Annotated in this window: 21 protein-coding genes; 12 read left to right on the forward strand and 9 right to left on the reverse strand. The window is 72.9% G+C overall.

The window, feature by feature from the left end:
• Positions 1-2: 2 nt before the first annotated feature.
• From QP939_RS32925 to QP939_RS32950, 6 genes are all read left to right on the forward strand, one after another.
• A complete protein-coding gene (locus QP939_RS32925; RefSeq protein ID WP_285450125.1) occupies positions 3-1,130 on the forward strand; it encodes a hypothetical protein in 1,128 nt (375 codons plus the stop codon).
• 15 nt (positions 1,131-1,145) lie between these two features.
• Positions 1,146-2,600: an aldehyde dehydrogenase (NADP(+)) gene (locus tag QP939_RS32930; RefSeq protein ID WP_285450126.1), complete on the forward strand. Its 1,455-nt coding sequence runs from the start codon at positions 1,146-1,148 to the stop codon at positions 2,598-2,600.
• A gap of 126 nt (positions 2,601-2,726) precedes the next feature.
• A complete protein-coding gene (locus tag QP939_RS32935) occupies positions 2,727-5,084 on the forward strand; it encodes a polysaccharide lyase 8 family protein (protein ID WP_285450127.1) in 2,358 nt (785 codons plus the stop codon).
• A gap of 20 nt (positions 5,085-5,104) precedes the next feature.
• The gene (locus QP939_RS32940; RefSeq protein ID WP_285450128.1) at positions 5,105-6,580 is read left to right on the forward strand and encodes a flavin-containing monooxygenase; all 1,476 of its coding nucleotides are present in this window, start codon (positions 5,105-5,107) and stop codon (positions 6,578-6,580) included.
• 4 nt (positions 6,581-6,584) lie between these two features.
• Positions 6,585-7,415 (forward strand): AraC family transcriptional regulator, encoded by an 831-nt coding sequence (locus tag QP939_RS32945; RefSeq protein WP_285450129.1) that lies wholly within the window; start codon positions 6,585-6,587, stop codon positions 7,413-7,415.
• A gap of 73 nt (positions 7,416-7,488) precedes the next feature.
• The gene (locus tag QP939_RS32950; protein WP_285450130.1) at positions 7,489-8,100 is read left to right on the forward strand and encodes a dihydrofolate reductase family protein; all 612 of its coding nucleotides are present in this window, start codon (positions 7,489-7,491) and stop codon (positions 8,098-8,100) included.
• Positions 8,101-8,145: 45 nt separating this feature from the next.
• On the opposite strand, the gene QP939_RS32955 is transcribed toward QP939_RS32950, so the two are convergent.
• The 6 genes from QP939_RS32955 to QP939_RS32980 all read right to left on the reverse strand — a co-directional run bounded on the left by QP939_RS32955 (position 8,146) and on the right by QP939_RS32980 (position 15,471).
• Positions 8,146-8,268: a ribosomal protein bL36 gene (locus QP939_RS32955; protein ID WP_086684836.1), complete on the reverse strand. Its 123-nt coding sequence runs from the start codon at positions 8,266-8,268 to the stop codon at positions 8,146-8,148.
• 73 nt (positions 8,269-8,341) lie between these two features.
• The gene (locus QP939_RS32960) at positions 8,342-9,511 is read right to left on the reverse strand and encodes a VWA domain-containing protein (protein ID WP_285450131.1); all 1,170 of its coding nucleotides are present in this window, start codon (positions 9,509-9,511) and stop codon (positions 8,342-8,344) included.
• Entirely contained in the window at positions 9,508-11,688 is a 2,181-nt protein-coding gene (locus tag QP939_RS32965; RefSeq protein WP_285450132.1) for a DUF5682 family protein, read from the reverse strand. The genes QP939_RS32960 and QP939_RS32965 overlap by 4 nt, the downstream gene beginning before the upstream one ends.
• Positions 11,685-12,773: an ATP-binding protein gene (locus QP939_RS32970; RefSeq protein ID WP_285450134.1), complete on the reverse strand. Its 1,089-nt coding sequence runs from the start codon at positions 12,771-12,773 to the stop codon at positions 11,685-11,687. The genes QP939_RS32965 and QP939_RS32970 overlap by 4 nt, the downstream gene beginning before the upstream one ends.
• The gene (locus tag QP939_RS32975) at positions 12,770-14,155 is read right to left on the reverse strand and encodes a DUF5691 domain-containing protein (protein ID WP_285450136.1); all 1,386 of its coding nucleotides are present in this window, start codon (positions 14,153-14,155) and stop codon (positions 12,770-12,772) included. Before QP939_RS32975 ends, QP939_RS32970 begins: the two co-directional genes overlap by 4 nt.
• On the reverse strand, positions 14,152-15,471 hold the full coding sequence (locus QP939_RS32980; RefSeq protein WP_285450137.1) for an SWIM zinc finger family protein: 1,320 nt from the start codon (positions 15,469-15,471) through the stop codon (positions 14,152-14,154). Before QP939_RS32980 ends, QP939_RS32975 begins: the two co-directional genes overlap by 4 nt.
• A 90-nt stretch (positions 15,472-15,561) precedes the next feature.
• Here QP939_RS32980 and QP939_RS32985 point away from each other — a divergent pair, with 90 nt between their 5' ends.
• On the forward strand, positions 15,562-16,074 hold the full coding sequence (locus tag QP939_RS32985) for a PadR family transcriptional regulator (protein ID WP_285450138.1): 513 nt from the start codon (positions 15,562-15,564) through the stop codon (positions 16,072-16,074).
• A complete protein-coding gene (locus tag QP939_RS32990) occupies positions 16,074-16,673 on the forward strand; it encodes a GyrI-like domain-containing protein (protein WP_285450139.1) in 600 nt (199 codons plus the stop codon). The genes QP939_RS32985 and QP939_RS32990 overlap by 1 nt, the downstream gene beginning before the upstream one ends.
• Before the next feature lie 4 nt (positions 16,674-16,677).
• Here QP939_RS32990 and QP939_RS32995 read toward each other — a convergent pair whose 3' ends face one another.
• Positions 16,678-18,744, reverse strand: coding sequence for an AMP-binding protein (locus tag QP939_RS32995; protein WP_285450140.1), 2,067 nt, complete (start codon positions 18,742-18,744; stop codon positions 16,678-16,680).
• 194 nt (positions 18,745-18,938) lie between these two features.
• Positions 18,939-19,877, reverse strand: a complete 939-nt coding sequence (locus QP939_RS33000; RefSeq protein ID WP_285450142.1) for a helix-turn-helix transcriptional regulator — start codon at positions 19,875-19,877, stop codon at positions 18,939-18,941.
• 86 nt (positions 19,878-19,963) lie between these two features.
• Here QP939_RS33000 and QP939_RS33005 point away from each other — a divergent pair, with 86 nt between their 5' ends.
• From QP939_RS33005 to QP939_RS33020, 4 genes are all read left to right on the forward strand, one after another.
• Positions 19,964-20,356, forward strand: a complete 393-nt coding sequence (locus QP939_RS33005) for a VOC family protein (protein ID WP_285450143.1) — start codon at positions 19,964-19,966, stop codon at positions 20,354-20,356.
• Between the two features lie 102 nt (positions 20,357-20,458).
• Positions 20,459-21,208, forward strand: coding sequence for a 3-hydroxybutyrate dehydrogenase (locus tag QP939_RS33010; protein WP_285450144.1), 750 nt, complete (start codon positions 20,459-20,461; stop codon positions 21,206-21,208).
• Positions 21,209-21,242: 34 nt separating this feature from the next.
• Positions 21,243-22,571, forward strand: a complete 1,329-nt coding sequence (locus QP939_RS33015) for an MFS transporter (RefSeq protein WP_285450146.1) — start codon at positions 21,243-21,245, stop codon at positions 22,569-22,571.
• Between the two features lies 1 nt (position 22,572).
• Positions 22,573-24,441, forward strand: a complete 1,869-nt coding sequence (locus QP939_RS33020) for a helix-turn-helix domain-containing protein (RefSeq protein WP_285450147.1) — start codon at positions 22,573-22,575, stop codon at positions 24,439-24,441.
• Between the two features lie 15 nt (positions 24,442-24,456).
• On the opposite strand, the gene QP939_RS33025 is transcribed toward QP939_RS33020, so the two are convergent.
• Entirely contained in the window at positions 24,457-25,602 is a 1,146-nt protein-coding gene (locus QP939_RS33025; RefSeq protein ID WP_285450149.1) for an MFS transporter, read from the reverse strand.
• Positions 25,603-25,610 lie beyond the last annotated feature (8 nt).

The following is a 25,610-nucleotide window of genomic DNA, read 5'->3' on the forward strand; positions in this document are numbered from 1 at the left end:
CGGTGAAGGTGACGGGATACGCCTACCCCTGGGACGTGCTGGAGTCCGGCTTCGCCGCGCGGGTCCGCGACCTGGGCGTCGACGAGGTGGCCGTCGCGCTGTCGTACCACAGCGCCCGCGCGGCGACGCCGTGGTCGCCGTCGCGGATCGCGGTCGTGGCTCGGCACGCGGCGTTCTACCGGCCGGTTTCCGAGGGATGGGGCGCGCTGCGTCCGTCCACTCCGGACTGGGTGACTGCGGAGGACTCCGGTGGCGACGCCGTCCGGCTGCTCACCGAAGCCGGGATCCCGGCGGCCGCCTGGATCGTGCTGACCCACAACTCCCAGCTCGGTTACGAGCACCCGGACGTCGTGGTGCGCAACTGCTTCGGCGAGCCGTACCCGTGGGCGCTGTGCCCGGCGCAGCCCGCGGTGCGCGAGTACGCCGCGACCGTCGTCGCCGAGTCCGTCGCCGGGCTGGAGCTGTCGTCGGTGATCCTCGAAGCCTGCGGGCCGCTCGGTGCGGTACACCAGCACCAGCACGAGAAGACCGACGGCGTGTGGGCGCCCGCGGTGGCCCGGCTGCTGTCGATCTGCTGCTGCGACGCCTGCGCTGCTTCGTGGGACGTCGACGCGGAGACCGTCCGGGCCCAGCTCGTCGAGGAGGTCCGGCGGTTGATCGCGACCGGCGACCTCGGCGTCACCGGGGACCGGTTGCCGCCCGAGCTGACCCAGCTGCTGTTGCGCACCCGGCAGCAGGCCACGGACGAGCTGCGGGCCGCCGTGCTCGCGAAGCTGCCCGCGGGCGTCCGGATCGTGCTGCACGGCGCGCTCGACCCGTGGGTCACCGGCGCGCTGCCCGGGCTGACGCCGTCCGCTGCCGACGACGTCGACGCGGTCGTAGTGTTCGGCTGGGCGCCCGCCACGGGTGCCGAAGCCGTCGCCGCGGCTCGCGAGGCGCTGCCCGAGCGGGTCGCGATCGGCAGCTACATCACCGCGGTCGCCGCCGCGCCGGTGCCGGACATCGCCGCCTACGTCGGCGAGCTGGCCAAGGCGGGCGCGGCCGAGCTGCACCTGTACCACCTCGGACTGGCCGGTCCGGGTCGCTGGCCCGACCTGGAAACGGCCACCGCCGCCGCCCACGAGAACTGAGGAGCTGTTCCCCTGATGAGCCAGGCCACCGACGCCGTGACGCTCGAGAAGATCCTCCCGGGGGCCGCCGCGGCCGCCCGCCCCGCCGCCGAAGCGACCCCGGCCGAGCGCGCTCGCTGGCTGGTCGCCGCCGCCGACGCGCTCGACGCCGCCGCGGACGACCTCGTCCCGCTGGCCCACGCCGAGACCCACCTGCCCGAGGCGCCCCGGCTGCGCGGCGAGCTGAAGCGCACGACGTTCCAGCTGCGCCTGTTCGGCGAGGTCCTGACCGACGGCGAGTTCCTCGGCGCCACCGTCGACCACGCCGACCCGGACTGGCCCATGGGCCCGCGTCCGGACATCCGCCGCGTCAAGGTCGCGATCGGCCCGGTGCTGGTGTTCGCCGCGAGCAACTTCCCGTTCGCGTTCAGCGTCGCGGGTGGCGACACGGCGTCCGCGCTGGCCGCGGGCTGCCCGGTGATCGTCAAGGCCCACCCCGGCCACCCGGAGCTGTCCGCGCTGACCGGCCGGATCGTGCGCGAAGCCCTGATCGGCGCGGGTGCGCCGGAAGGCATCTTCGACGTGATCTTCGGGCAGGAGGAAGGCGTCACGGCGCTGAAGGACCCGCGGCTCGGGGCGGCGTCGTTCACCGGGTCGATCCCCGGCGGGCGGGCCCTGTTCGACATCGCGAACGCGCGGCCGCGGCCGATCCCGTTCTACGGCGAGCTGGGCAGCGTCAACCCGGTCGTCGTGACCGAGGCGGCGATCGCCGCGCGCGGGGAAGCCGTCGCCAAGGGCTACGCCGGGTCGTTCACGCTCGGCGCCGGGCAGTTCTGCACCAAGCCGGGCCTGCTGTTCCTGCCGGAGGACCACGGCCTGACTTCGACTTTGAAGGACGCGCTCGACGGCGCGGCGGCCCAGCCGATGCTGAACGACCGCATCGCGGCCGGGTACGCCGACAAGCTCGCGCAGCTGCGGGAGGTGCCCGGGGTCGACGTCGTGTCCTCGTCGGCTTCTTCCGCGCCCGCGTTCACGCCGACGTTGCTGGCTACCACCGGCAAGCAGTTCCTCGAGGGCGGCGACACCGTGCACGAGGAGTGCTTCGGGCCGGCGTCGCTGATCGTCACCTACGCCGACCAGGCCGAGCTGCTGCGCTTGCTCGACGTCGTCGAACCGGGGCTCACCGCCACGATCCACGGCGAGGAGTCCGATGTGGACTGGCTGCGGCCGGTGCTGCCGTCGCTGGCCCGCATCGCCGGACGGCTGCTGTGGAACGACTGGCCCACCGGCGTCACGGTGAGCTGGGCCCAGCAGCACGGCGGCCCGTACCCGGCCACGACCGCCCCGACGACGACGTCCGTCGGCACGGCGGCGATCGAGCGGTTCCTGCGCCCGATCGCCTGGCAGGGCTTCCCCGACGCGTTGCTGCCCGAACCCCTCCAGGAGGCCAACCCCTGGCAGCTGCCCCGCCGCACCGACGGCTCCCGCTGACCCCGTCGTGAGTGGCAATTCGGGTTAGAACCCTAATTGCCACTCACGACATCTTTTCCGCCGCCGCACAACCGAATCCCGTTCCCCTTTCCCCGCAAGCCGAGGATCTTCCTGGGAGGCATTGTCATGCCCGTGAACCGGAGAATCGCCCTGCGCGGCGGCGCGCTGGCGGCCGCTTCGACCGTGTTGCTCACCCGGCCCGCCTTCGCGTCGGCGGCCACCCCGGTGGCCGTGACCGGAACTGCGGTACCGGCCGCGACCGCGCCGATCGTCGCCGCCTACCGGCAGCTGCAGACCGGCATCAACCGGCCGTCGCCGGAACGCACCGAGGCGCTGGCCAACCTCGGTCGTGTCGCCAAGGCCTACCACGCGAGCATGTCCGTCGCCGGGGGTGGTGCTCCACTGTGGACGGACCTGCCACTCGGCCCGGGCAGCGACTACACGACGTCGATGTACGCACGGCTGCGTGCGATCGCCGTCGACTGGGGCACGCCGGGCGGCGCGCTGGCCGGCGACCCGGCGGTGCTCGACCGGATCAAGGCCGCGCTCGAGCTGATCTACGCCAGCCAGTACAACGAGAACGTCGGCGAGATCGGCAACTGGTACACCTACGAGATCGGCATCCCGTACTACCTGCTGCACACGCTTTCGGTGGTCGCCGACGAGCTGACCGCCGACGAACTGGCCCGCTACCTCCGGCCGGTCAAGCGGTTCGTCGGTGACCCGAACCGGCGCGCGAACAACGCGTCGGTGATCGAGACCGGCGCCAACCGCGCGGACAAGGCGCTCATCTCCATCGTGTCCGGCGCGATGCTCGGTGACACCGCCTGGATCAAGACCGGCATCGACGCGCTCACCGACGTCGCGGGCGGCGGTGCGGCGAGCGTCGTCGCGAAGCTCGACCGCGCGGCCGGGGACGGCTTCCACGTCGACGGTTCCTTCATCCAGCACGACACGATCCCGTACCCCGGGCACTACGGCATCGTGCTGCTCACCGCGCTCGCCGGGGCCATCCACGTCACGCAGGGCACCGAGTACGCGCTGCCGCAGGCGTTGAAGGACAAGATCTACGCCCTGGTCGCCGACAGCTTCGCGCCGTTCGTCTACGCGGGCGCGCTGATGGAGCCGGTGCGCGGCCGGATGCTGTCGCGGCAGGGGGAGACCGGTCACGACATCGGCCACCAGCTGACCGTCGCGACGCTCGTGCTGGCGCGGACGGCGTCGGGCAAGACGAAGTCGGACCTCAACGCCCTCGCCGCGAAGTGGATCAAGGAAGGCGAGTACGCGCCGTTCCTGAAGATCCCGGACCCGGAACGGTTCGCGCCGGGCCCGGACCTCGTGGCGACGCCGGGCATCGAGTTCGCGCAGGACATGCTCGACTCGGGCGCGCGCCCGGCGCGCGTCACGGCCACGCACCGGATCTTCGGCCAGCAGGACCGGCTGGTGCACGTCACCGAGGACTGGTCGGCCTCCCTCGGCGTCAGCTCGACGCGGATCTCGCGCTACGAAGCCATCAACGGCCAGAACCTCAAGGGCTTCTACGTCGGCGACGGCGTGCTCTACACGTTCCTGCCGAACGCGAAGGGCCACTACACCGACGCGTACTGGCCGACGGTGGACCCGCTCCTGCTGCCGGGCACGACCGAGAACGACGGCCCGGCCGACCCGAAGTTCGGCGGCGTGCCGGTGGGCCCGAACCCGCACACCGGCGGCGTCCGGTGGGACGCGCGCCACGGCGCCTGGGCGATGGACTTCAAGTCCTGGGACGGCTCGCTCGTCGCCAAGAAGTCGTGGTTCTTCACGCCGAACGGGATCGTCTGCCTCGGCGCCGGGATCACCGACACCTCCGGCCACGCCGTGCGCACGACGATCGAGAACCGCAACCTCGGCGAGGGCGGTGGCGGCGCGCTCCTCGCGGACGGCCGCCGGATCGCCACCGACCTCGGCAAGGCGTGCGCGCTGCGCAAGCCGCGCTGGGTGCACCTCGAGAACGTCGGTGGATACGTCCACCTCGACGACGCTTCGGTGACGGCGTTGCGCGAAGACCGGACCGGCGCCTGGCGCGACATCGACACCGGCGCCAACACCAAGGGCACGACGACGCCGAACACGCGCCGCTACCAGAAGCTGGTGCTGGAGCACGGCGTGCAGCCGGTCGACGCGACGTACGCGTACGCGGTGCTGCCGGGCGCGTCCGTGCTCGGGACGCTGACGGCGTCCTGGGCGTGGCACGTCCGGGCGAACACCGCGACCGTGCAGGCGGTCCGGGTGGCGGACGGAACGCTGCTGGCCAACTTCTTCGCCGCGGGCTCGGTCGACGACGTCACCGTGTCCGGGCCCGCGTCCGTCGCGCTCGGGCGGCGCGAGCTGGCCGTCTCGGACCCGACGCAGACGCAGGACAGCGTCACGGTGACGGTCCGCGGCAAGTCCGTCGAGGTGCCGCTGAAGGGCAGCTTCGGTGCGACGAAGGTGGTGCGGTTGTAGGGGCCGTTACGCTGACGTCCATGACCACCGCCGAGCACGTGGACGTCCTGATCGTGGGGGCCGGGCTGTCCGGGGTCGGTGCGGCGTGCCGGATCCAGGAGCGACTGCCCGGCAAGACGTACGCGATCCTCGAGGCGCGGGACACGATCGGCGGCACCTGGGACCTGTTCCGCTACCCGGGCATCCGGTCCGATTCGGACATGTTCACCCTCGGCTACCCGTTCCGGCCGTGGAAGAACCCGAAAGCGATCGCGGACGGGCCGTCGATCCTGAGCTACATCCGGGAGACGGCGGCCGCGCACGGGGTCGTCGACCGGATCCGCTTCGGCCACCGCGTGATGCGGGCGTCGTGGTCGTCGGCCGACGCGCGGTGGACGGTCTCGACCGAGCATGGCGCGACGTTCACGTGCCGGTTCCTGTACCTGTGCAGTGGTTACTACTCGTACGAGTCCGGGCACGTCGTCGACTTCCCGGGCCGGGCGGAGTTCCGCGGCGAGATCGTGCACCCGCAGCACTGGCCCGCGTCGCTGGACTGCACGGGCAAGCGGGTGGTGGTGATCGGCAGCGGTGCGACGGCGGTGACGCTCGTCCCGGCGCTCGCTTCGGATGCTTCGCACGTGACGATGCTGCAGCGGTCGCCGTCGTACATCGTGGCGCGCCCAGGCCACGACGCGCTGGCCGATCGCCTCCGCGCGCTGCTGCCGGAGAAGCTCGCGCACCGGCTGGTGCGCGGCAAGAACGTGGTCATGGGGACGCTGTTCTTCCAGCTGATGCGGCGGCTGCCGGACCGCGCGGCCCTGGCGCTGCGCAAGCGCGTGGCGGCCCAGCTGCCGGAGTCGATCCCGGTCGACCCGCACTTCGTGCCGTCGTACGACCCGTGGGACCAGCGGCTGTGCCTGGTGCCGGACGCGGACCTGTTCCGGGCGCTGCGCTCGGGCAAGGCGGACATCGTGACCGACCGGATCGAGCGGTTCACCGCGGACGGCGTGCTGCTCGCGTCGGGCCGGTTGCTCGAGGCGGACGTGATCGTGACGGCGACCGGGCTGAAGCTGGTGGCGTTCGGCGGGATCGCGCTGGAGGTCGACGGCCGGGCGATCGAGCCGGGGGAGCAGCGGGCCTACAAGGGCATGATGTTCGGCGGGATCCCGAACCTGGCGTGGTGCGTGGGCTACACGAACAACTCGTGGACGCTGCGCGCGGACCTGACCTCGCAGTACGTGTGCCGCCTGCTTGCGCACCTGGACAGCCGCGGGTTCGCATACTGCGTCCCGGACCCGTCTTCGGCGTCTTCGGCGGGCGAGCCGCGCCCGATCGTGGACCTGCAGTCGGGGTACATCAAACGGGCCGCCCCCGGCCTGCCGAAGCAGGGCGGGCGACGGCCCTGGATGATGCGCCAGAACTACCTGCTGGACCTGGCGGACATGCGCTTCAACCGCCTCGACGACGGGGTGATGCGCTTCGGCCGCGCGGGGGCCCGGGCCGGCGCCGCCCGGTGAGCCGGTGGACTACGTCGGCCGCGTGCCCGCCCCGCCGCTCGACCGGTTCGTCGATGACGTCTACTGCCTGACCGGGGTGCCGCGCCACCGGGCGATGACCGTCCCGCCGATGCCGTCGGCCCACCTGTTCGTCAACCTGGGCGGCCCCGTCCGGTTGTGGGACTCCGACCCTTCGGTGCCCCCGGCGGTGCTGACCGACGGGTGGTTCATGGGCGTGTGGACGCGGCGCTTCCGCTTCGAGTACCCGACGCCGGTGCGGCTCGTGGGCGTGCACTTCAAGCCGTGGGGGATTTCGCCGTTCACCGACGTGCCGGCGAGCGAGCTGCGGGACCGGTGGGTGCCGGTCGACGACGTCTGGCGACGGGCCGTCGACCGGATCCGCAACCAGGTCGGCGAGCTCGGCTCCGGCCCGGCGGCCCTGCAGGTCCTGGAGGACGAACTGCGGTCGCGCCTGGCCGACGCGCCCGCCCGCGGCCTCGACCTGGTCCGGCACACCGGCGGGCAGCTGGCGGCCTGCCACGGCGCGGTGCCGGTCGGTGCGCTGACCGAGGCCGCCGGGGTGAGCGTCAACCACCTGGCCGCGCAGTTCAAGTCCCACGTCGGCGTCACCCCGAAACGGGTCGCGCGGATCTACCGCTTCGCGCGGCTGATCCTGTCCGTGGACGGGCCGCGTCCGGTCGACTGGCCGGCCTTCGCGCACGCGGTGGGCTACTTCGACCAGGCCCACCTCGCCAACGAGTTCAAGGACTTCACCGGCCTCACGCCGACCGAGTACCTGGCCCTGCGGCAGCGGTTCCCCGCCGAGCAGGGGTTCCCGCCGATCCCCGCCGAGTGATTTTTTCCAAGCCCGCCGCGCTCCGGGACGTCAAGATCGGAGGCCTCCGCGCACCGAGACCCGAGGAGCAGCCGTGGGCACCGTGATCATGCACAACGTCGTGTCGGTCGACGGCTTCATCGCCGACGCGAACGACGACGTCGGACCCCTCCACGAGTGGTACTTCAGCGGCGACCACCCGATCATCGAGCGCGCCGGCGAGCAGTACGACCACTCCGGCGCAGGGAGCGGCTTCCGGGTGTCCAGCGCGTCGGCGGAGTACGTCCGGTCGATGTGGGCCTCGATCGGCACGATCGTCATGGGCCGCACCCTGTTCGACCTGGTGAACGGCTGGGAGGGCGACCCGCCCGCGGGCGACCACGTGGTCGTGGTGTCCCACCGGCCCAAACCCGAGGGCTGGCACCCCGAGGCGTCGTACCACTTCGTCGACGACGTGACCGCCGCGATCGCCAAGGCCAAGAAGCTCGCCGGGGACCGGACCGTCGCCGTGAACGCCGGCGACGTCGGCGCCCAGGCCTTCGCGGCCGGGCTGGTCGACGAGGTGGCGATGGACGTCGTGCCGGTCGTGTTCGGCTCGGGCAAGCGCTACTTCGGTGCCATCGACGGACAGCACCTGCTGGAGGACCCCCACCTGGTCATCCAGGGCGACCGGGTGCTGCACCTGAAGTTCAAGGTGCGCACGTGAAAAGGCCGGGCTCCCGTAGGGCGGGAGCCCGGCCGACGTCCCCGGTCAGCCCTGGCGGGCCTTGTTGCGCGGGTTGTCCTTGTTGATCACCAGCACCTTCGTCCCCCGGCGGATGACCTGAGCACCCGGCTGGCGGGCGAGCGAGCGGATCGAGCTGCGGACCTTCATGGCGAGCCGTCCTTCCTGCGGGGGCTGCCCCGCATCTTCGTCAACCACCGAGCCGTCGGTTTCATTCCGCAACTCAGCTGGTCTCGCGGGACACCCACGCCTGCAGGTCGTCGCCGCGGACGGCGGCGGCCATCAGCTCCGGGAACTGGTCCGGCGTGCACGCGAACGACGGCACACCCAGCTCGGCCAGCGCCGCCGCGTTCTCGTGGTCGTACGACGGCGCGCCCGAGTCCGACAGCGCCAGCAGCGTGACCACCTGGACTCCCGCGCCCACCAGCTCGCCGATCCGGTGCAGCAGCTCCTCCTCGTCGCCGCCCTCGTAGAGGTCGCTGATCAGCACCAGCAGCGTCCGCTCCGGTCGCTCGACCAGCCCCTGGCAGTACGCGATCGCCCGGTTGATGTCCGTGCCGCCGCCCAGCTGAGTACCGAACAGCACGTCGACCGGGTCGGCCAGGTGCTCGGTGAGGTCGGCGACTTCCGTGTCGAACGCGACGAAGCTCGTCTTCAGCGCCCGCATCGAGGCCAGCACCGCGCCGAACAACCCGGAGTACACCACCGACTCCGCCATCGAGCCCGACTGGTCGACGGCCAGCACCACGTCCCGCTGCACCGCCTGCCGCCGCCTGCCGAAGCCGACCAGCTTCTCCGGGACGATCGTGCGCAGGTCGGGGGAGTAGTGCTTGAGGTTGGCGTGGATCGTGCGCGCCCAGTCGACGTCGCCGGGGCGCGGCCGGTGCGTGCGCGACGCCTTGTCCAGCGCGCCCGTGATCGCCGACCGGGTGCGTTCGGCGAGCCGTTCCTCCAGTTCCTCGACGACCTTGCGGACGACCTCGCGCGCGGTCTCCTTCGTCTCCTCCGGCAGCACGCCGTTCAGCGACAGCAGCGTGCCGACCAGGTGCACGTCCGGCTCGACCGCCGACAGCAGCTCCTTCTCCAGCAGCATCCGGGTGAGCCCGAGCCGGTCGACGGCGTCGCGCTGCATCACCTGGACCACCGTGCTCGGGAAGTAGCGCCGGATGTCGCCGAGCCAGCGCGCGACCCGCGGCGCCGACGCGCCGAGGTTCGCGCTCCGCGGCCCGCCCGCGGTCTCCTCGTCCGGCTTGTCGTACAGGGCGGCCAACACCGCGTCGACTCCACTGTCCTCTTCGGACAGCGGGGCGTCGGCCAGCCCGGACCCCTCGCCCGCGCCTTCGGCCCCCAGCACCAGCCGCCAGCGCCGCACCCGGTCCGTGTCCGCGCTCATGCCCCCACCCCCAGCAAGGTCGCCAGGACCGGCAGCACGCGCTCGGCCCGGTCTTCGTCGAGTTCGTCGGCCACCGGCACGACGCGGGCTGAGCCGGTGAGCCCGGCCGCCCGCTGCCCGATCGCCCGCTTCTCGGGACCGCTGAACGCCCCGAACGTCCGGCGCAGCAACGGAAGCACCTCCGTGAACACGTCACCGGGGATCGACGCGAGCCACGCGTCGATCACCCGCAGCAGGCCTTCGTCGTGCACCAGCAGCAACGCGCCGCCGTCGAAGAAGCCCTCGACGTACGCCGCGCCCGCCGACGGCGTGACGCCCGGCGTGAGCGCCCGGCCCAGCCGCAGCTCGATGTCGAGCGCGTCGAACAACCCGGCGTCGTGCAGGATCCGGGTGAGCCGCCCGGCCAGCAGCGGCGGCAGCGACGGCCGTTCGGCCAGCCGGGTCAGCGCGGCCAGCCAGCGTTCCTTCGCGTCCTCGTCCAGCAACGACGTCGCGTCGTGGACGCCGTCGACCAGCTTGGCCATCCGGGCCGCGGCGTCGTCGTCGATGCCGTGCGTCGCCGGGGGCAGCCCGGCGCAGATCCGGTCGAGCATGCGGTCGGCGACCGTGCGCAGCGAGGCGGTGTCCGTGCCGCGCACGTTCCCGTAGCGCGTCGCCCTGGCCAGCGCGGGCAGCGCCGACATCAGCCGGGCGACGTCCGCGTCCGCCGCCGCCCGCGCGTCCAGCGCCGTGAGCGCGTCGGGCAGGGCCTCCGGCAGGTCGGCGAGCAGGCAGTTCTCGACCGCCGTGGTCACCTCGTCCAGCGGGGGCGTGCCCTCGACCGCGCCGCGGACCGCGGCCGTCGCCGCCGACGGCACGGTGGTGCCGTACACCGCCGCCGCGACCAGGTCGACCTCGAACGACGGCTCCCAGGCCAGCGCCCAGGTCTCCCGGAACGTGCCGCGGTTGCGTCGCGCGGACGCCTCCCGGCTGCCCCACTCGATGCCGAGGATCCGCAGCCGGTGCAGCAGCTTCGACCGGTCGAGACCGCCCGGCGTCCGCAGGTCGAGGTCGAGTTCCTTGACGACCGGGTCCTTCTTGAGCCGCAGGCGTTTCGCCGTCGCGGTCAGGTCCGCGGCCAGCGGCGGCTGCGGCACCCGGTCGGGGACCTCGCCGAGCCGTTCGCCGACGACCAGCTGCCGCGTGACCAGCTCGACCTGCACCTCGTCGCCGCCGCACAGCACCGACCGGGTGGCTTCGGTGACCTCGGCGAGCCCGGCCGACGACCGCCCGCGCAGCGCGGCGAGCGTCTCGGCCAGCCGGACCGCCTCGATGACGTGCGCGGTCGACACCGGCAGGTCCTCTTCCCGCAGCACACCTGCGACCCCGGTCAGCCAGCGCGTGGTGACGTCCTCGGCGGTGGTGAACAGGTGGTGGTACCAGCCCGGCGACCGCACGCCCGCGCCGTAGCCGCTGGCCGTGGCGAGCCGCCCGTGCGTCCACGGCACCCAGGTGCACGCGACCTTCCGCTTCGGGAGTCCTTTGAGGACGGCCTGGTCGTGCGACGCCGGTGGCAGCGGGTCGGCCAGCGCGGGCACGTGCCACGCCCCGCAGACGACGGCGATGTTCTCGAAGCCGTCCTTGCGCGTGCGGCGCAGCACCGTGCGCATGTAGGCCTCGCGCCGGGCTTCGTTGCCCCGCGGCGGTTCCTCGTCCTCCCGCACGGCGCTCATCGCTTCGGCGATCACGTCGAACGGGTTCTCCCTGTCCCGCCGCGACTCGACGACGTCGTCCCACCAGCGTTCCGGGTCGTCGTAACCCCCGGCCGAAGCCAGCAGGGCCAGCGGGTCGACCGGCGGGCCGGTGTGCTCGTCCGGCCCCGCGGCGAACGTGTTCGCGGCCGGGAGGTCACAGAACCGCACCGGGATCCCGGCTTCGCGCGCGTAGGCGAGCGCCTGCCACTCGGGACTGAAGACGGCGAACGGCCAGAACGCGGCGCGCGAGACGTCGTCGACCGCGTACGCCAGCAGCGCGACCGGCGGGGCCATCGCGGGGTCTTCGGTGAGCTCGACCAGCGCGTCGGCTTCCGGTGGACCCTCGATCAGCACGACGTCGGGCTCCAGTTCGGCGAGCCGCGTCGCCACGGCACGGGCGGACCCCGGGCCGTGGTGGCGGATGCCGAGCAGGTGGGTGGTCACGAGATCTCCTGGCCCGCCCGGTAGAAGTCGGCCCAGCCGTCGCGCTCGCGGACGACCGTCTCCAGGTACTCGATCCAGATCGCGCGGTCGGCCACCGGGTCCTTGACGACGGCGCCGTGGATGCCGGCCGCGATGTCGTGGGGGCGCAGCACGCCGTCGCCGAAGTGCGCGGCCAGCGCGAGCCCGCCGGTGAGCACGCTGATCGCCTCGGCGGTCGACAGCGTGCCGGACGGCGACTTCACCGCCGTGCGGCCGTCTTCGGTGCGGCCGGAACGCAGCTCGCGGAAGACCGTGACGACCCGGCGGATCTCGGCCAGCTCGGCGGCTTCGGCCGGGAGCTGCAGGGACGCGCCCAGCTCGGCGACGCGCCTGCTGACGATCTCGACCTCCGCCTCGGCGCTGTCCGGCAGCGGCAGAACCACGGTGTTGAACCGCCGCCGCAGCGCGCTCGACAGCTCGTTGACGCCCTTGTCGCGGTTGTTGGCCGTGGCGATCAGGTTGAAGCCCGGCCGCGCCTGGACCTCGGTGCCGAGCTCCGGGACCGGCAGGGTCTTCTCGGAGAGGATCGTGATCAGCGTGTCCTGGACGTCGGCCGGGATGCGCGTCAGCTCTTCGAGCCGGGCGATCTTCCCGTCGCGCATCGCGCGCAGCACCGGGCTTTCGACGAGCGCGGCCGCACTCGGGCCTTCGGCGATCAGGCGGGCGTAGTTCCAGCCGTAGCGGATCGACTCCTCGGACGTGCCCGCGGTGCCCTGCACCAGCAGCGTCGAATCGCCGCTGATCGCGGCGGAAAGGTGTTCGGACACCCAGGTCTTCGCCGTGCCGGGCACGCCGAGCAGCAGCAGGGCGCGGTCGGTGGCCAGGGTGGCGACGGCGACCTCGATGAGCCGCCGCGGGCCGACGTACTTCGGGGTGATCACGGTGCCGTCGGGCAGGGTGCCGCCGAGCAGGTACTCGACGACGGCCCACGGGGACAGGTTCCAGTTCGGCGGCTTCGCCCGGTCGTCGGCGGCGGCCAGCGCGGCCAGCTCGGCGGCGTGGTCCTGCTCGGCGTGCGGCCGGAGGACGGTGGCGGGGGCGGTCATGCGAGCTCCTCGTACATTTCGCGGCGGAAGTTCAGCGTTTCGGTGAGCGCCCGGCGCCACGGCCCGGCGTCCATGGTGAGGCGGGTGGTGGCCAGCGGGTGGCGCAGGCACTCGGCCGGGACGGCGCGGGCGATGACGACGGCGGCGTGCGAGACGAGCCGGTGGTCGTCCTGGCGGGCGATCCAGTCGAGCAGGGCGGTGCCGAGTTCTTTCGTCCACGGCCGGGGCAGCTCGTGCACCAGCCGCGCGAAGGATTCGACGGGCAGCCTGCTCACCAGGTGCCCGACGGTGGCGGCCTGGCTGGCCGGGCTCAGCACGCCGAGCAGCGGCGGCGTGGTGCGCCCGCCGGGGTCGGCGCCGATCAGGGCCTGCGCCCAGGTTTCGTCGCGCTGGCGCAGGGCGGCGGTGGCCCAGGAGTCGCGCAGCACCCCGGGCGGGCAGCCCTCGACGGTCATCCGGACGACCTCGGCGGGTGGGCCGAACTCGGTCCAGAAGGACAGGGGAGCGGCCGCGACGAGGGAGCGCAGCCGGACGGTGCCCTCGCCGCGTTCGCCTTGGGGCAGCGAGACTTCGAGCACCCGGCGTTTCCGGCGGACCAGTGGTCGCAGCCGGTCGGCCATCTGCTGCCCGTACCGCGTGCCGGGCAGGCGGCCGAGCAGTTCGGCGGCCCGTTCGCGGACGGCGGCGGCGCGGTCGGTGAGGGCGGCCTCGAGGAAGTCTTCGTCGTCGGGCCGCACGTGCGCGGCGAGGACGCCGAGGAAGTCGGCCCGGACATCGGCGGGTTCGCTCTTCCAGGAGCTGGTGAGGGCTGCGCGGGCGGTATCGGGGTCTTCGGCCAGCCGGACGGCGAGCCACCGGCGGCGTTGGGCGAGGCTGCCGTACTGCCAGACGTCCCCGGACTCTTCGGGTGGGGCGGAGAGGAAGGCCCAGTCGGGGTTCCGCTGGCCCAGCCACGCCCCGACGGGCCCGGCGACGGCGACGAGCGGCCCCCGCAGGGCGGCTTTGGTCCGGGCGGCTTCGGCCAGCAGGGGCAGGGTTTCCGGCGGTACGCGGTAGTGCGTGCCGGCGACGATGCCGAGCCACTCGAGCAGCAGATCGGGATGACTGGCGGCGACGAGCCGGGCGAGCCGTTCCCGGGCGAGCGGAGGTACGAAGGGCCGTTCATCGGGAGCGGCGACGGGCAGGGGCTTGACGTCGGCGAGGGGCCGCTTCCCGGCGCGCCGATAGGTGGTGAGCACGGCGGCGGCGGTGAGCAGCTGCTCGGCGGGATCGGAGCGGTCGGCGACGAGGTCCTGGACGGCCGGTGGTTGGGCCGCCGGGTCGAGGGTGCGCCGCCGGGTGCCGAGGAGGGCGGTGCCGACGAGGTCTTCCCAGGCTTTCACAGCCGCACCGCCCGGTTCTCCGTCCAGCACGTCAACGGCCGCAGGCCCGCCGGGCTCCACTCGCCCGCCACCGTCACCGGGTTGCCCGCCGACATCGCCAACAATGCCCACGGGAACGCGTACGGCACCAGCGGCAGCGCCGTTCCGTCCTTTTCGGACAGACACCACCCGCCCGCGTGCTCGGCCGGGGTCACGCCGGACAGCAGCACCGGCCAGCGCTCCAGCCACGGGTCCGCCGCCATCGCCCGCGCGTACGCCTCCAGCGCCTCCGCGATCGAACCGCCCTCCGCCGACGGTGCCGCCGACGGGATCTCGCGCTCCGCCACCAGGGCCCGCAACGGCGCCGCGCCCGGGTAGAACGCCAGCTCGGCCGACAGCGAATGCCCTGGTGGCAACGAAGAATCCAGCGGACGGCCCGGCGGTGCGAACGACAGCACCAGCGCGTCCCGGCCCGTGCGGCGGCCGCGCAGCCACGTGCGGCGGGTGAGCAGCCGGTCGTTCTCCTCGTCGGCCGCGCCCGTGATCAGCCATTCGTCCGCGACCCGCTCGCCGCTCTCCAGCACTCGTGCCGTCTCCACCGAGAACCCGAGCCGCGTGCGGACCGTGTCCGCCAACGCTGGTGGCAGCGCGTCCAGCCGCGTCGCCGCGTCCGCCAGCAAGTACAGCAGTGACAGCTCGCCGAGCAACGCCTCCGGCCAGTCGCGGCGGCCCACGATCCCGGCCGCCCGCCGCAGGCCGCCCGCCAGGCCGGACGCTTGTGCGTCGACCATTCGGGCGGCGACCGTGCGCAGTTCCTCGCCGCCGCCGCGCTCGAATCCCGCGAAGCCCGCGCCGATCCGGTCGGTCAGCCAGATCTTCAGCTCGGCCACGCCGCCTTCGACGCGCGCGGCCCGCTCGCCCGCGCGGCGGGCGGCCGCCTCTTCGTCCTTCGGCCCGGCCGCCTCCGCACGTTTCTCGGCCCGCCGGGCGCGGTCGGCGCGTTCGAGCAGCCAGGAGTGCACCCACTCCGGCGGCTCCCCAGTGTCGATCCGCCCGGCCGCCCACAGCATCAGCAGGCCCAGCGCGTGCTTGCACGGGAACTTCCGGCTGGGACAGGAACACCGGAACGCGGGCTCGGCGAGCTCGACGCACGTCTGGTACGGCTTCTTGCCGCTGCCCTGGCAGAAGCCCCACACGGCATCTTCGGACGCGCCCGCGCCCGTCCACCTCGCCGGCACGGCGAGCGCCCGGCCCGCCTTCTCCGACGCGGGATCCGGCGCGAGCCCGGCCACGCGTTCCGCGGTCCACGGCACCGCCGTCACCACCTGTCCCCCCACTGTGCTCCCTCGGTTTCGGGTACTGGTGCAGCATGCCAGCCCCCACCGACATTTTCCGGCGGCCGAGTATCCTAGTGCTAGGATAGCGACGTGCTCACGGACGCGGAACTGACCGTGCTCGGCCTGGTGGTCGAGCGGCCGAGGCACGGCTACGAGCTGGACGAGGTCGTCTCGCAGCGCGGCATGCGCGACTGGACCGCGCTCGGCTTCAGCTCGATCTACTACGTGCTCGGCAAGCTCCGCGACCGCGGCCTGATCACCGAGGTGGCGGGGGACCGCGCGCACGCCAAGGCCAAGAAGACGTACACGGCCACCGACGCGGGCCGCAAAGCCTGCGCGGCCGCGGCGGAGGCCGCGATCGCCGAACTGCGCCCGGTGCACCCGCCCGTGCTGGTCGGGCTGGCCAACAGCCCGGTCGTCCCGCCCGATCGGCTCGCCGCCGCGCTGACCCGGCGCGCGGAAGCGGTCGAGGAACGGCTGGCCGAGGTGCGGCGCGCGGCGGCGGCCCAGCCGGACGTCCCGCCGTTCGTCCGGGCGATCTTCGACTACTCCATCACGCAGCTCGAAGCCGAAGCCCAGTGGCTGGCCGGGAGGACGTCCTGATGCCGTACGACCTCAAGAAAGACCTGAAGCAGTTCTACGCGCCGAAGAACACGGACTGGGCCCTGGTCGAGGTGCCCGAGCAGCGGTTCCTCGCGATCGACGGTCAGGGCAACCCGAACACCGCCGAAAGCTACAAGCGGGCCGTCGAAGCTCTCTACAGCTTCGCGTACACGATCAAGATGGCGGCGAAGCAGCGTGGCGAGGACTTCGTCGTCGGCCCGCTGGAAGGCCTGTGGTGGGCCGACGACTACGCCGCCTTCACCGTGCGTGCCAAGGATTCCTGGCAGTGGACGATGCTCATCGCGCAACCGCCGTGGGTCGGTCAGGCCGAGGTCGACGAAGCCCGGGAAGCCGTGCGGCACAAGAAGAAGATCGACGCGCCGGTCCGGCTCGAGACCCTGACCGAAGGCAAGTGCGCCCAGGCACTCCACGTCGGTTCATACGACGACGAGGGCCCGCTGCTCGCCCGCCTGCACGACGAGTACCTGCCCGAGCAGGGCTTGAAGCCGACCGGCCTGCACCACGAGATCTACCTCGGCGACCCGCGCCGAGTCGAGCCCGCGAGGCTCAAAACCGTGCTGCGGCAGCCGGTCGGCTGATCCGTCAGTACTCCGACGTCGCGGGCCAGGTGTCGTCGTGCAGGAGGCGCTTGAGGATCTTGCCCGTCGCGTTGCGCGGCAGGTCCGGCACGAAGTAGACGTCCCGCGGCACCGCGAACCGGGCCAGGCGCTGGTGGATGTAGGCCCGGATGTCCTCCGCGTGCAGCGAAGCGCCGCGCCGCGGCACGACGTACGCCGCGAGGCGCTGGCCCCACTCCGCGTCCGCCACCCCGACCACCGCCGCGTCGTGCACGCCGGGCAGCGCGACCAGCGCCTCTTCCACCGGGCGCGGGAACACGTTCTCGCCGCCGGAGACGATCATCTCGTCGGCCCGGCCGGTGACGAACAGGCGGCCCGCCGCGTCGAGGTAACCGACGTCGCCGGTGGCCATCAGGTCCGCCGCGCGCGCCGGATCCGTGCCGTTCGTGTAGCCGTCGAAGAGCATGTCGTTGCCGACGAAGATCTGGCCTTCGCCGCCCGGCGGCACCGGCTTGCGGTCTTCGTCGAGGATCGCGACGCGGGTGCCGAGCGGGCAGCGGCCCGCGGTGGTCGGCGCCGCGCGCAGGTCGGCCGGGCCGGCGATGCTCGCCCACGACACCTCGGTCGAGCCGTAGAAGTTGTAGAGGACGTCGCCGAAGGTGTCCATGAACTGCGTGACGAACGCGCCGGACATCGCCGAGCCGCTGCTCGCGACGATCCGCAGCGACGAAAGGTCGTAGCGCGCGCGGACCCGCTCGGGCAGGTCCATGATGCGCTGCAGCATGATCGGCACGGCGAACAGCGCGTCGCACTTCTGCTCGGCGATCGTCCGCAACGTCTCTTCGGCGTCGAACTTGCGGATCATCGCCAGCGACGCGCGCAGGGCCATGCCGATCTGCATCGCCGCGAGGCCCCAGCTGTGGAACAGCGGCGCCGCGACGAGGATCCGGTCGCCCGCCCGCAGCGGGATGCTGTCGAGGATCGCCGCGGCGGCGCTCAGCCCCTTCGGGGTCGGGCGGCGCGCGCCCTTCGGCGTTCCGGTGGTGCCGGAGGTGAGCACGACCAGGCGGCCCGGCCGCTCGACGGGCTTGGGCGGGTCGGCGGGCGCGGCGTGGATCAGCTCGTCGACGGTCGGGTAGCCGGCGTCGGCGTCCGGCCAGGTGCTGATCCGGGCGAACTCGCCCGGCACGTTCGCGATGGTCTGCGCGAACTCGTCGTCGGCCAGCACGGCGGCGGGCTCGTGCTCGGCCAGCACGTCCTTCACCGAGGCCGCGGACAGGCCGGTGTTCAGCAGGATGACGTCGGCGCCGAGCTTGCTGGCGGCGACGAACGACTCGACCATCGCGGCGTGGTTGCGGCACATCAGCGCGATCCGGTCGCGCTCGCCGACACCCAGCTCGCTCAGCGCGTTGGCGAGCCGGTCGCTGCGCTCCTGGACTTGGCGGAAGGTACGGAGGCTGCGCTCGTCGTGCAGGGCGGGCTCGTCGGGGACGCGCGCGGCGGCGGCCTGGTAACCGCCCGCGACGGTCGCGCCCCACTGCGCGAGGGAGTTGAGCTGGCGGGCGAGCTTGTCGGGCCGCGCCGGGCTGAGCACACCGGCGCGCAGCAGCACGCTCGTGGTGCGCAGCTTGGTGGCCTTGTTCCCGTCGCGGTCGGCGTCGGGGTCGGGCTCGCCGGACAGATGCAGGTCGAGGCGGCGGGCGAGGGTGCGGAGGTCCTTCTTCACCGACGACACCAGGTCGAGGTGCGACGGCGGCAGCATCATCCGGACGAACAGCTCGGTCCGGCCACCGGCCAGGGGTCTCAGCTCGACGGAAACCCACGTGCCCTCGTCCGGGATGCCGCACCAGACGACGTGCTCGCCGGGCCGGTACACGACGGCCTGGACCTGCGCTTCGAACATCGGCCCGCGCTCGGGGACGATCCGGACGACGGCTTTCGGCCCGCGGCCGCGCCCGGCCGGCTCCTGGACCTCGCACCAGCTGATCTCCGGCACGAACCGCGAATACCACTCCGGCGATCCGACGATCTGCCACACCACGTCCGGCGTGTGCCCGACAACGGCACTCGCTTCGACTACATCGTCACGCATCGTCTCTGCCCTTACCGCACTGTCACCGAACACACGTTCAGGTCACGAAGGCGTCACAGTAGCAGCAAACGGGTGATCACGGATACTCCGAACGGCCAGATACCGGAGAGTAACGGACACTCGTAGTAGGTCTTCCTAGTGTCCACTATGGATCGATAAACGGCGTTCACCGAGCATAACCGCGACAGCGGCACTCAGCGCGCATAGCGGGCGACCAGTTCCGAACCGAGCCGCGCGAGTTCGGAGCGCACCGAATCGGGCCCCTCCACCTCGACGAGCGCGCCCCATCCCGCCAGCTCCTGGGCGATCATGATCGGCGCGGGCGCCGCGACCCGCACCCGGACGCGGTCGCCGGGCAGGTCGGCGACCGGCTCGCAGTGCCTGCCGAACCGGCCCCGAATGACGTCGAGGTGGCGGCGGGCGAGCACGACGTCGGCGGTCAGGAGCGAACGGCGCTGCTCGACCTCCTCGACGACCTCGTCCCACACCGCGGCCAGCTCCAGGTCGGACGGGCGATCGGCGGGCTCGTCGGTCGGGACGGCCGCGACCACCCGGTCCACCCGGAACGTCCGGCGGCCCTTGGCGGTCCCGGCGACGAGGTACCAGACGTCGTCCTTGTCGACCAGGCCCCACGGGTCGACGAGGCGTTCGGACGGCTGCCGCCCGCCGTAGGTGAGCCGGACCTTCCGCCGCGCGATGACGGCGTCCCGCAGCAGCTCGACCATCGGCGGCCGGTCCTTCGGGCGCTCGCCCCAGCCCGCCTGGTCGACGACGACGGCGTCCGCGGCGGCTTCGGCCTCCGCCCGGAACGTGCCGGGCAGCGCGCCCATCAGCTTCCGCAGCGCGGACTTGACCTCCGGTGCGGCGGTCGCGGCCGGGCCCGCCAGGAGGAAGAGAGCACGCGCTTCGCGGGCGCTCAGGCCGGAGAGGTCGGTCCGCGCGCCGCCGACGAGCTGCCAGCCGCCCCCGCGGCCCGGCTGCGGGTAGACGGGCACCCCGGCCGCGGAGAGCGCTTCGAGGTCGCGGCGCGCGGTGGCGACGGAAACCTCCAGCTCCCGGGCCAGCTCGCCCGCCGTGACGCGGCCGCGGGTCTGCATCAGCAGGAGGGTGGCCACGAGGCGGTCGGCGCGCATGGGGGAAGTCTGGCAAACAAAGTGCTCACTCGGTGCGCACTTTCACTCCGCATGCTGTCGCCACCACTGATTCGGAAGGAGCAGACATGCTGCGAGGGATGGCCACCGTTTCGTACTTCGCCGACGACCACGAGGCCGCGAAGAAGTGGTACGCGGAGTTCCTGGGCGTCGAGCCGTACTTCCACCGCCCCGGATACGCCGAGTTCCGCATCGGCGACTACCAGCACGAACTCGGGCTCATCGACCGAAAGTACGTGCCGGCGGGCGCGGGCGGGCCGAGCGGCGAGATCGTCTACTGGCACGTCGACGACCTCGAGGCGACGGTCGCCCGCCTGCACGAGCTGGGCGCGAAGGAACACGAGCCGATCACCGAGCGCGGACCCGGGTTCGTGACGGCGTCGGTCGTCGACCCCTTCGGCAACGTCCTCGGCGTCATGACGAACGCGCACTACCTTTCGGTGCTGCGGCAAGGCTCATGAGCCGGTAGCCCGCCTTGTGTCGGCCCGAGCCACCGGATCTTCCGCACTTGTGGGGCTCACGCACATACCCAGCGACCGGCGTCACGCTTACCGTTCCCGTCCATGACCAGCGATCTGGACGGGCGCACCGCCCTCGTCACCGGCGGGGCCTCCGGCATCGGCCTGGCCTGCGTCCGGGCCCTCGCCGCCGCCGGGGCCAAGGTGCACGTCGTCGACGTCGACCGCGAGCGGGCCGAAGCCGCCGCGAGCGAGGTCGGCGGCTGGGCGCACTCCGTCGACCTCACCGAGTCCGGCGCCGTCGAGCGGCTGCCGGGCGAGGTGGACGTCCTCGTCAACAACGCCGGGATCCAGCACGTCGCCCCGCTCGAGGACTTCCCGCCGGACGTCTTCGCGCGGATCCAAACCCTCATGGTCACGGCGCCTTTCCTCCTCATCCGGCACACGCTCCCGTCGATGTACGCGCGCGGCTGGGGGCGGATCGTCAACATGTCGAGCGTCCACGGGCTGCGCGCCTCCGCCTACAAAGCCGCGTACGTCACCGCGAAGCACGGCCTCGAGGGCCTCTCCAAGGTCGCCGCGCTCGAGGGAGCCGAACACGGCGTCACCAGCAACTGCGTCAACCCCGGGTACGTCCGCACCCCCTTGGTCGACGGGCAGATCGACGCCCAGGCCGCCGAGCACGACGTCCCGCGCGAGGACGTCGTCGCCGAGGTCCTGCTCAAGCGCGCGGCGATCAAGAAGCTCATCGAACCCGAGGACGTCGCTTCCCTGGTGGTGTGGCTGTGCTCCCCGCGCGCCGGCCACGTCACCGGGGCCTCCATCCCGCTCGACGGCGGCTGGACCGCCGCCTGAAATCCCGCCCGACCACAAGGAAGTGGAGCCCGCAGTGAGCCAACCCCACCGGTCGGCGATCGCCAAGATCGTCGGCGCGAGCCTGATCGGCACCACCATCGAGTGGTACGACTTCTTCCTCTACACCTCCGCCGCCGCGCTGGTGTTCAACAAGTTGTTCTTCCCGACGGCGGACCCGCTCACCGGCACGCTGCTGGCGTTCCTGACCTACGCCGTCGGGTTCCTCGCCCGGCCGGTCGGCGGCCTCGTCTTCGGCCACTTCGGGGACCGGCTCGGCCGGAAGAAGCTCCTCGTCGTCAGCCTGGTGCTGATGGGCGGCTCGACGTGCCTGATGGGCGTCCTGCCGACGTACGCCAGCGCGGGTGTCGCGGCTCCACTCCTGCTCACGCTGCTTCGCCTCGTCCAGGGCTTCGCGCTCGGCGGGGAATGGGGTGGCGCGGTGCTGATCGTCTCCGAGCACGGTGACGACCGCCGCCGCGGGTTCTGGGCGAGCTGGCCGCAGTGCGGCGCGCCCGGCGGCAACCTCCTCGCGACGGCCGTGCTGGCGATCCTGTCCGCGACGCAGTCCGACGCGACGTTCCTGTCGTGGGGCTGGCGCGTCCCGTTCCTGCTCTCGGGCGTGCTGCTGCTGATCGGGCTGTGGATCCGGCTGGCCGTCGCGGAATCGCCGGTGTTCCTCGCCGCCCAGGCGCAGGCGGAGGCGCGGACCGAGAAGCACGTCCCGGTCGTCGACGTCTTCCGCGACAGCTGGCGCCAGGTGCTGATCACGATCGGCGCCCGGATGGCCGAGAACGTCTCGTACTACGTGCTGACCGCGTTCATCCTGGTCTACGTCACGACCGGGCTGCACCTGCCGAAGGGCGTCGGCCTCAGCGCCGTGCTCATCGGCTCGGCCGTGCACTTCGTGACGATCCCGGTGTGGGGCGCGCTGTCCGACCGCATCGGCCGGCGCCCGGTCTACCTGACCGGCGCGATCGGGATGGCCGTGTGGGGCTTCGCGTTCTTCGCGCTGCTGGACACGAAGTCGTCGGCGGTGATCGTGCTGGCCACGATCGTCGGGCTGGTGCTGCACGGCGCGATGTACGGGCCGCAGGCCGCGTTCTTCGCCGAGCAGTTCCCGACCCGCGTGCGCTACACCGGGCTCTCGGTCGGCGGGCAGCTGTCCTCGATCGCGGCCGGGGCCGTCGCGCCGCTGATCGCCGTCGCGCTGTTCTCGGCTTGGAAGAGCACGGTGCCGGTGTCGCTGTACGTCGCGGCGATGTGCCTGCTCACGGTGATCGCGCTGCTCGCCGCCCGCGAGACGCGCGGCCAGTCGCTGCACGACGACAGCGTCGACGCGGAAGCGGCGACCGTTTCGCCCTAGCATGACGGCCGTGACCGCACCTTCCGACGCGTTGCGCCGGCTGCTCGACCTGCTCGCCGCCGGGGCGAGCACCGAGCAGCTGGCGCACGTCGTCGTGGCCGCGCGGGCCGAGGGCGCGCTCGGCGCGGCCGACCTCGCCGAGCTGGCCAGCGCGGGCGAGCTGGCCCTGCGGATCCGCGAGACGCTCGCCGAGCACCGCCGTCGCGAGGCCCAGCTGCTCGCTTTGTTCGACACCGCGGGCGAGCTGGCCGCACTGTCCGATCCGGACACCGTGCTGCGCTCGATCGTCCGGCGGGCGCGGGCACTGCTGGGCGTCGACGTTTCCTACCTGTCGCTGAACAACGAGGCCGAGAACAAGACCTACGTGCGGGTCAGCGACGGATCGGTGTCGGCGGAGTTCCAGCAGATCGTGCTCGGCATGGGGGAGGGCCTCGGCGGGCTGGTGGCGCAGACCGCGCGGCCGTACGCGACGTCGGACTACTTCAACGACGACCGGTTCAAGCACACCCGGCACATCGATTCCGGCGTCCGCGACGAAGGCCTGACCGCGATCCTCGGCGTGCCACTGGCGATCGGCCCGAAGGTGCTCGGCGTGCTCTTCGCGTCCGACCGCTCGACGCGGGAGTTCTCCGCGGACGAAGTGGCGCTGCTGTCGTCGCTCGCCGACCACGCGGCGATCGCCTTGGACAGCGCGAACCTCCTCGACCAGACACGCCGCGCCGTCGCCGAGCTGAACGAGGCCAACGCGACGATCCGGGCGCAGAACGAGGCGATGGAACGCGCCGAGGACGCGCACGACCGGCTGACCGACCTGGTGCTGCGCGGCGGCGACCTGCCGGACGTCGCCGAGGCGGTGGCCGGGGTGCTGCACGGCGAGCTGACGGTCTACGACGCGGACGGCACGGTGCTGGCGAGCTCGTCCCGCCCGGCCGCGCTCGACCCGAGCGCGCTGGCCACGGCCCGCGCGTCCGGGCGCGCGGTGTCCACAAAGGACAGCTGGGTGTGCGCGGTGCAGGCCGGCCCGGAGCTGCTGGGCAGCCTGGTGCTGGCGGGTCGCGCGGGCCTGACCGAGCCCGACCGGCGGCTGTTCGAACGCGCCGGCGTCGTGACGGCGTTGCTGCTGATGCTGCGCCGTTCGGTGGTCCGGGCGGAGGACGAGGTCCGCGGCGAGCTGCTGACGGACCTGCTGACGGCGCCCGACCGCAACCCGAGGGCGCTGCTGGCCCGCGGCCGGCGGCTGGGGATCGACCTGTCGGCCCCGCACGCGGTGCTGGTGGCGCACGCGGACGGGGTGTCTCGGCGAAGGCTGGCGGGCGCGGCGGCCCGGCACGCGACGCTGGTGGGGGTGCACGCGGAGGAGGTGGTCCTCCTCGGCGAGGGCGACCCGGACGAGCTGGCCCGCAGGGTGGCGGCCGACGTCGGCGCGTCGACCGGCCACCCGGTGACGGTGGGAGCGGCGGGCCCGGCGGGCGGCCCGACGGCGATCGCGGACGCCCACGCGGAGGCGGCCCGGTGCGTGCGTGCGCTGCTGGCTCTGGGCCGCGGTGGCGAAGGCGCGGCTATGGCGGGGTTGGGATTTTTGGGGCAGTTGCTGGGCGACCACGCGGATTTGGGGGCGTTCGTGCGGCAGACGCTGGGGCCGGTCCTGGACTACGACGAGCGCCGGGGGACCGAGCTGGTGGCGACGCTGCAGGCCTACTTCGCGAACGGGTCGCAGCTGGCGCGGACGAAGGATGTGTTGCACGTCCATGTGAACACCGTGGTGCAGCGGCTGGAGCGGGTGGCGTCGTTGCTGGGGGAGGATTGGCAGACGCCGGACCGGGCGCTGGAGATCCAGCTCGCCTTGCGGGTGCACCGCCTGGGCGGCTGAGGGGGCCTCGCTGAATTACTTGACTGTCTCGAAGGCCGCCGACCGCCGCACCACCAGCGCCGCCGCCAGACCGCCCGCCGCCGCTATTCCCGCCGCCACCGGCAACATCCCCTTCGCCACCGCCAGCCCGCCGAGGGCCGCGCCCGCGGCTATCCCCACCTGGAACGCCACGATGTACACCGCCGAGGCCAGGTCGGGCCGGTCCGGTGCCACCCGCAGCACCGCCGCCTGCAGCACCACCCCGATCCCGGCCGCCGGGGCCGCCCACACCACGATCGCCGCCCCCGAAACCCACGCCGGTCCGCCCGCCAGCAGCGCCACCATGCAGACCGCCAGCCCGCCCGTGGTCACCAGCGCCGTCGCCCTCGGGGACCGGTCGACCCGCCGTCCGATCAGCACCAATCCCGCCAACCCCGCCGTCCCGTGGGCGAACAGCACCGCCGACGTCGCCGACCCCGAAACGTGCGCGTACCGGGCGATCAACGCCGTGATGTACGTGAACGCCGCGAAGTGCCCGGTCACCACCAGCAGGGTCGTCAGGTTGACCGGCACCTGCGCCCGGTCCACCACACCGCGTCGGACCGGCGGGGCCAGCGCGGCCATCTGGCCGACCGTCACCCGGATGACCAGCGCCGTCAAAGCCGCGACCGCGGCCACCGCCAGGACCGCGACGCGCCAGCCCAGCGTCGTGCCGAGCCACGAGCTGACCGACAGCCCGAACAGGAACGCCAGCGAGTTCCCGGCGAACACCACCGCCGTCGCGCGGCCGCCTTGCCCCGGCCCGAGCAGGCGGGCCGCCATCGACGCCACGACCGACCAGAACACCCCGTGGCCCGCCGCCGCGACCAGCCGCGCCGCCACCGCGACGCCGTAGTTCGGCGCCACCGCGAGCACCACGTTGGACACCACCACCATGCCGAGCGTGACCAGCGCCGTCGCGCGGCGGTCCCAGCGGGCGGTCAGCGCGACCAGCGGCACCACCGTCACCGCCACCACGGCCGCGTACCCCGTCATCAGCAGCCCGACGGCGGAGTCCGCGACGCCCAGCCCGGACGCGAGCTGCGGCAGCAGCGCGACCGGCAGGTTCTCCGACGTCACGGACACGAAACAGGCGGCGCTCAACGCCCCCAAGGCGACCCTGGTCCTCGGCTCGACGAGCATTGTTTAAC

Origin of the sequence: Amycolatopsis nalaikhensis, from assembly GCF_030264295.1 — a bacterium.
In the GTDB taxonomy this organism is placed as follows: Bacteria; Actinomycetota; Actinomycetes; order Mycobacteriales; family Pseudonocardiaceae; genus Amycolatopsis; species Amycolatopsis nalaikhensis.

What these genes read in the sequence shown, in the direction of transcription:
- QP939_RS33000 (WP_285450142.1), bottom strand. Translation starts at nt 19,877, where the DNA reads ATGCGCGCCGACCGCCTCGTGGCCACCCTCCTGCTGATGCAGACCCGC.
- QP939_RS32960 (WP_285450131.1), bottom strand. Translation starts at nt 9,511, where the DNA reads ATGAGCGCGGACACGGACCGGGTGCGGCGCTGGCGGCTGGTGCTGGGG.
- QP939_RS32940 (WP_285450128.1), top strand. Translation starts at nt 5,105, where the DNA reads ATGACCACCGCCGAGCACGTGGACGTCCTGATCGTGGGGGCCGGGCTG.
- QP939_RS32930 (WP_285450126.1), top strand. Translation starts at nt 1,146, where the DNA reads ATGAGCCAGGCCACCGACGCCGTGACGCTCGAGAAGATCCTCCCGGGG.
- QP939_RS33010 (WP_285450144.1), top strand. Translation starts at nt 20,459, where the DNA reads ATGACCAGCGATCTGGACGGGCGCACCGCCCTCGTCACCGGCGGGGCC.
- QP939_RS32970 (WP_285450134.1), bottom strand. Translation starts at nt 12,773, where the DNA reads ATGACCGCCCCCGCCACCGTCCTCCGGCCGCACGCCGAGCAGGACCAC.
- QP939_RS33020 (WP_285450147.1), top strand. Translation starts at nt 22,573, where the DNA reads ATGACGGCCGTGACCGCACCTTCCGACGCGTTGCGCCGGCTGCTCGAC.
- QP939_RS32955 (WP_086684836.1), bottom strand. Translation starts at nt 8,268, where the DNA reads ATGAAGGTCCGCAGCTCGATCCGCTCGCTCGCCCGCCAGCCGGGTGCT.
- QP939_RS33005 (WP_285450143.1), top strand. Translation starts at nt 19,964, where the DNA reads ATGCTGCGAGGGATGGCCACCGTTTCGTACTTCGCCGACGACCACGAG.
- QP939_RS32935 (WP_285450127.1), top strand. Translation starts at nt 2,727, where the DNA reads ATGCCCGTGAACCGGAGAATCGCCCTGCGCGGCGGCGCGCTGGCGGCC.
- QP939_RS32995 (WP_285450140.1), bottom strand. Translation starts at nt 18,744, where the DNA reads ATGCGTGACGATGTAGTCGAAGCGAGTGCCGTTGTCGGGCACACGCCG.
- QP939_RS32990 (WP_285450139.1), top strand. Translation starts at nt 16,074, where the DNA reads ATGCCGTACGACCTCAAGAAAGACCTGAAGCAGTTCTACGCGCCGAAG.
- QP939_RS33025 (WP_285450149.1), bottom strand. Translation starts at nt 25,602, where the DNA reads ATGCTCGTCGAGCCGAGGACCAGGGTCGCCTTGGGGGCGTTGAGCGCC.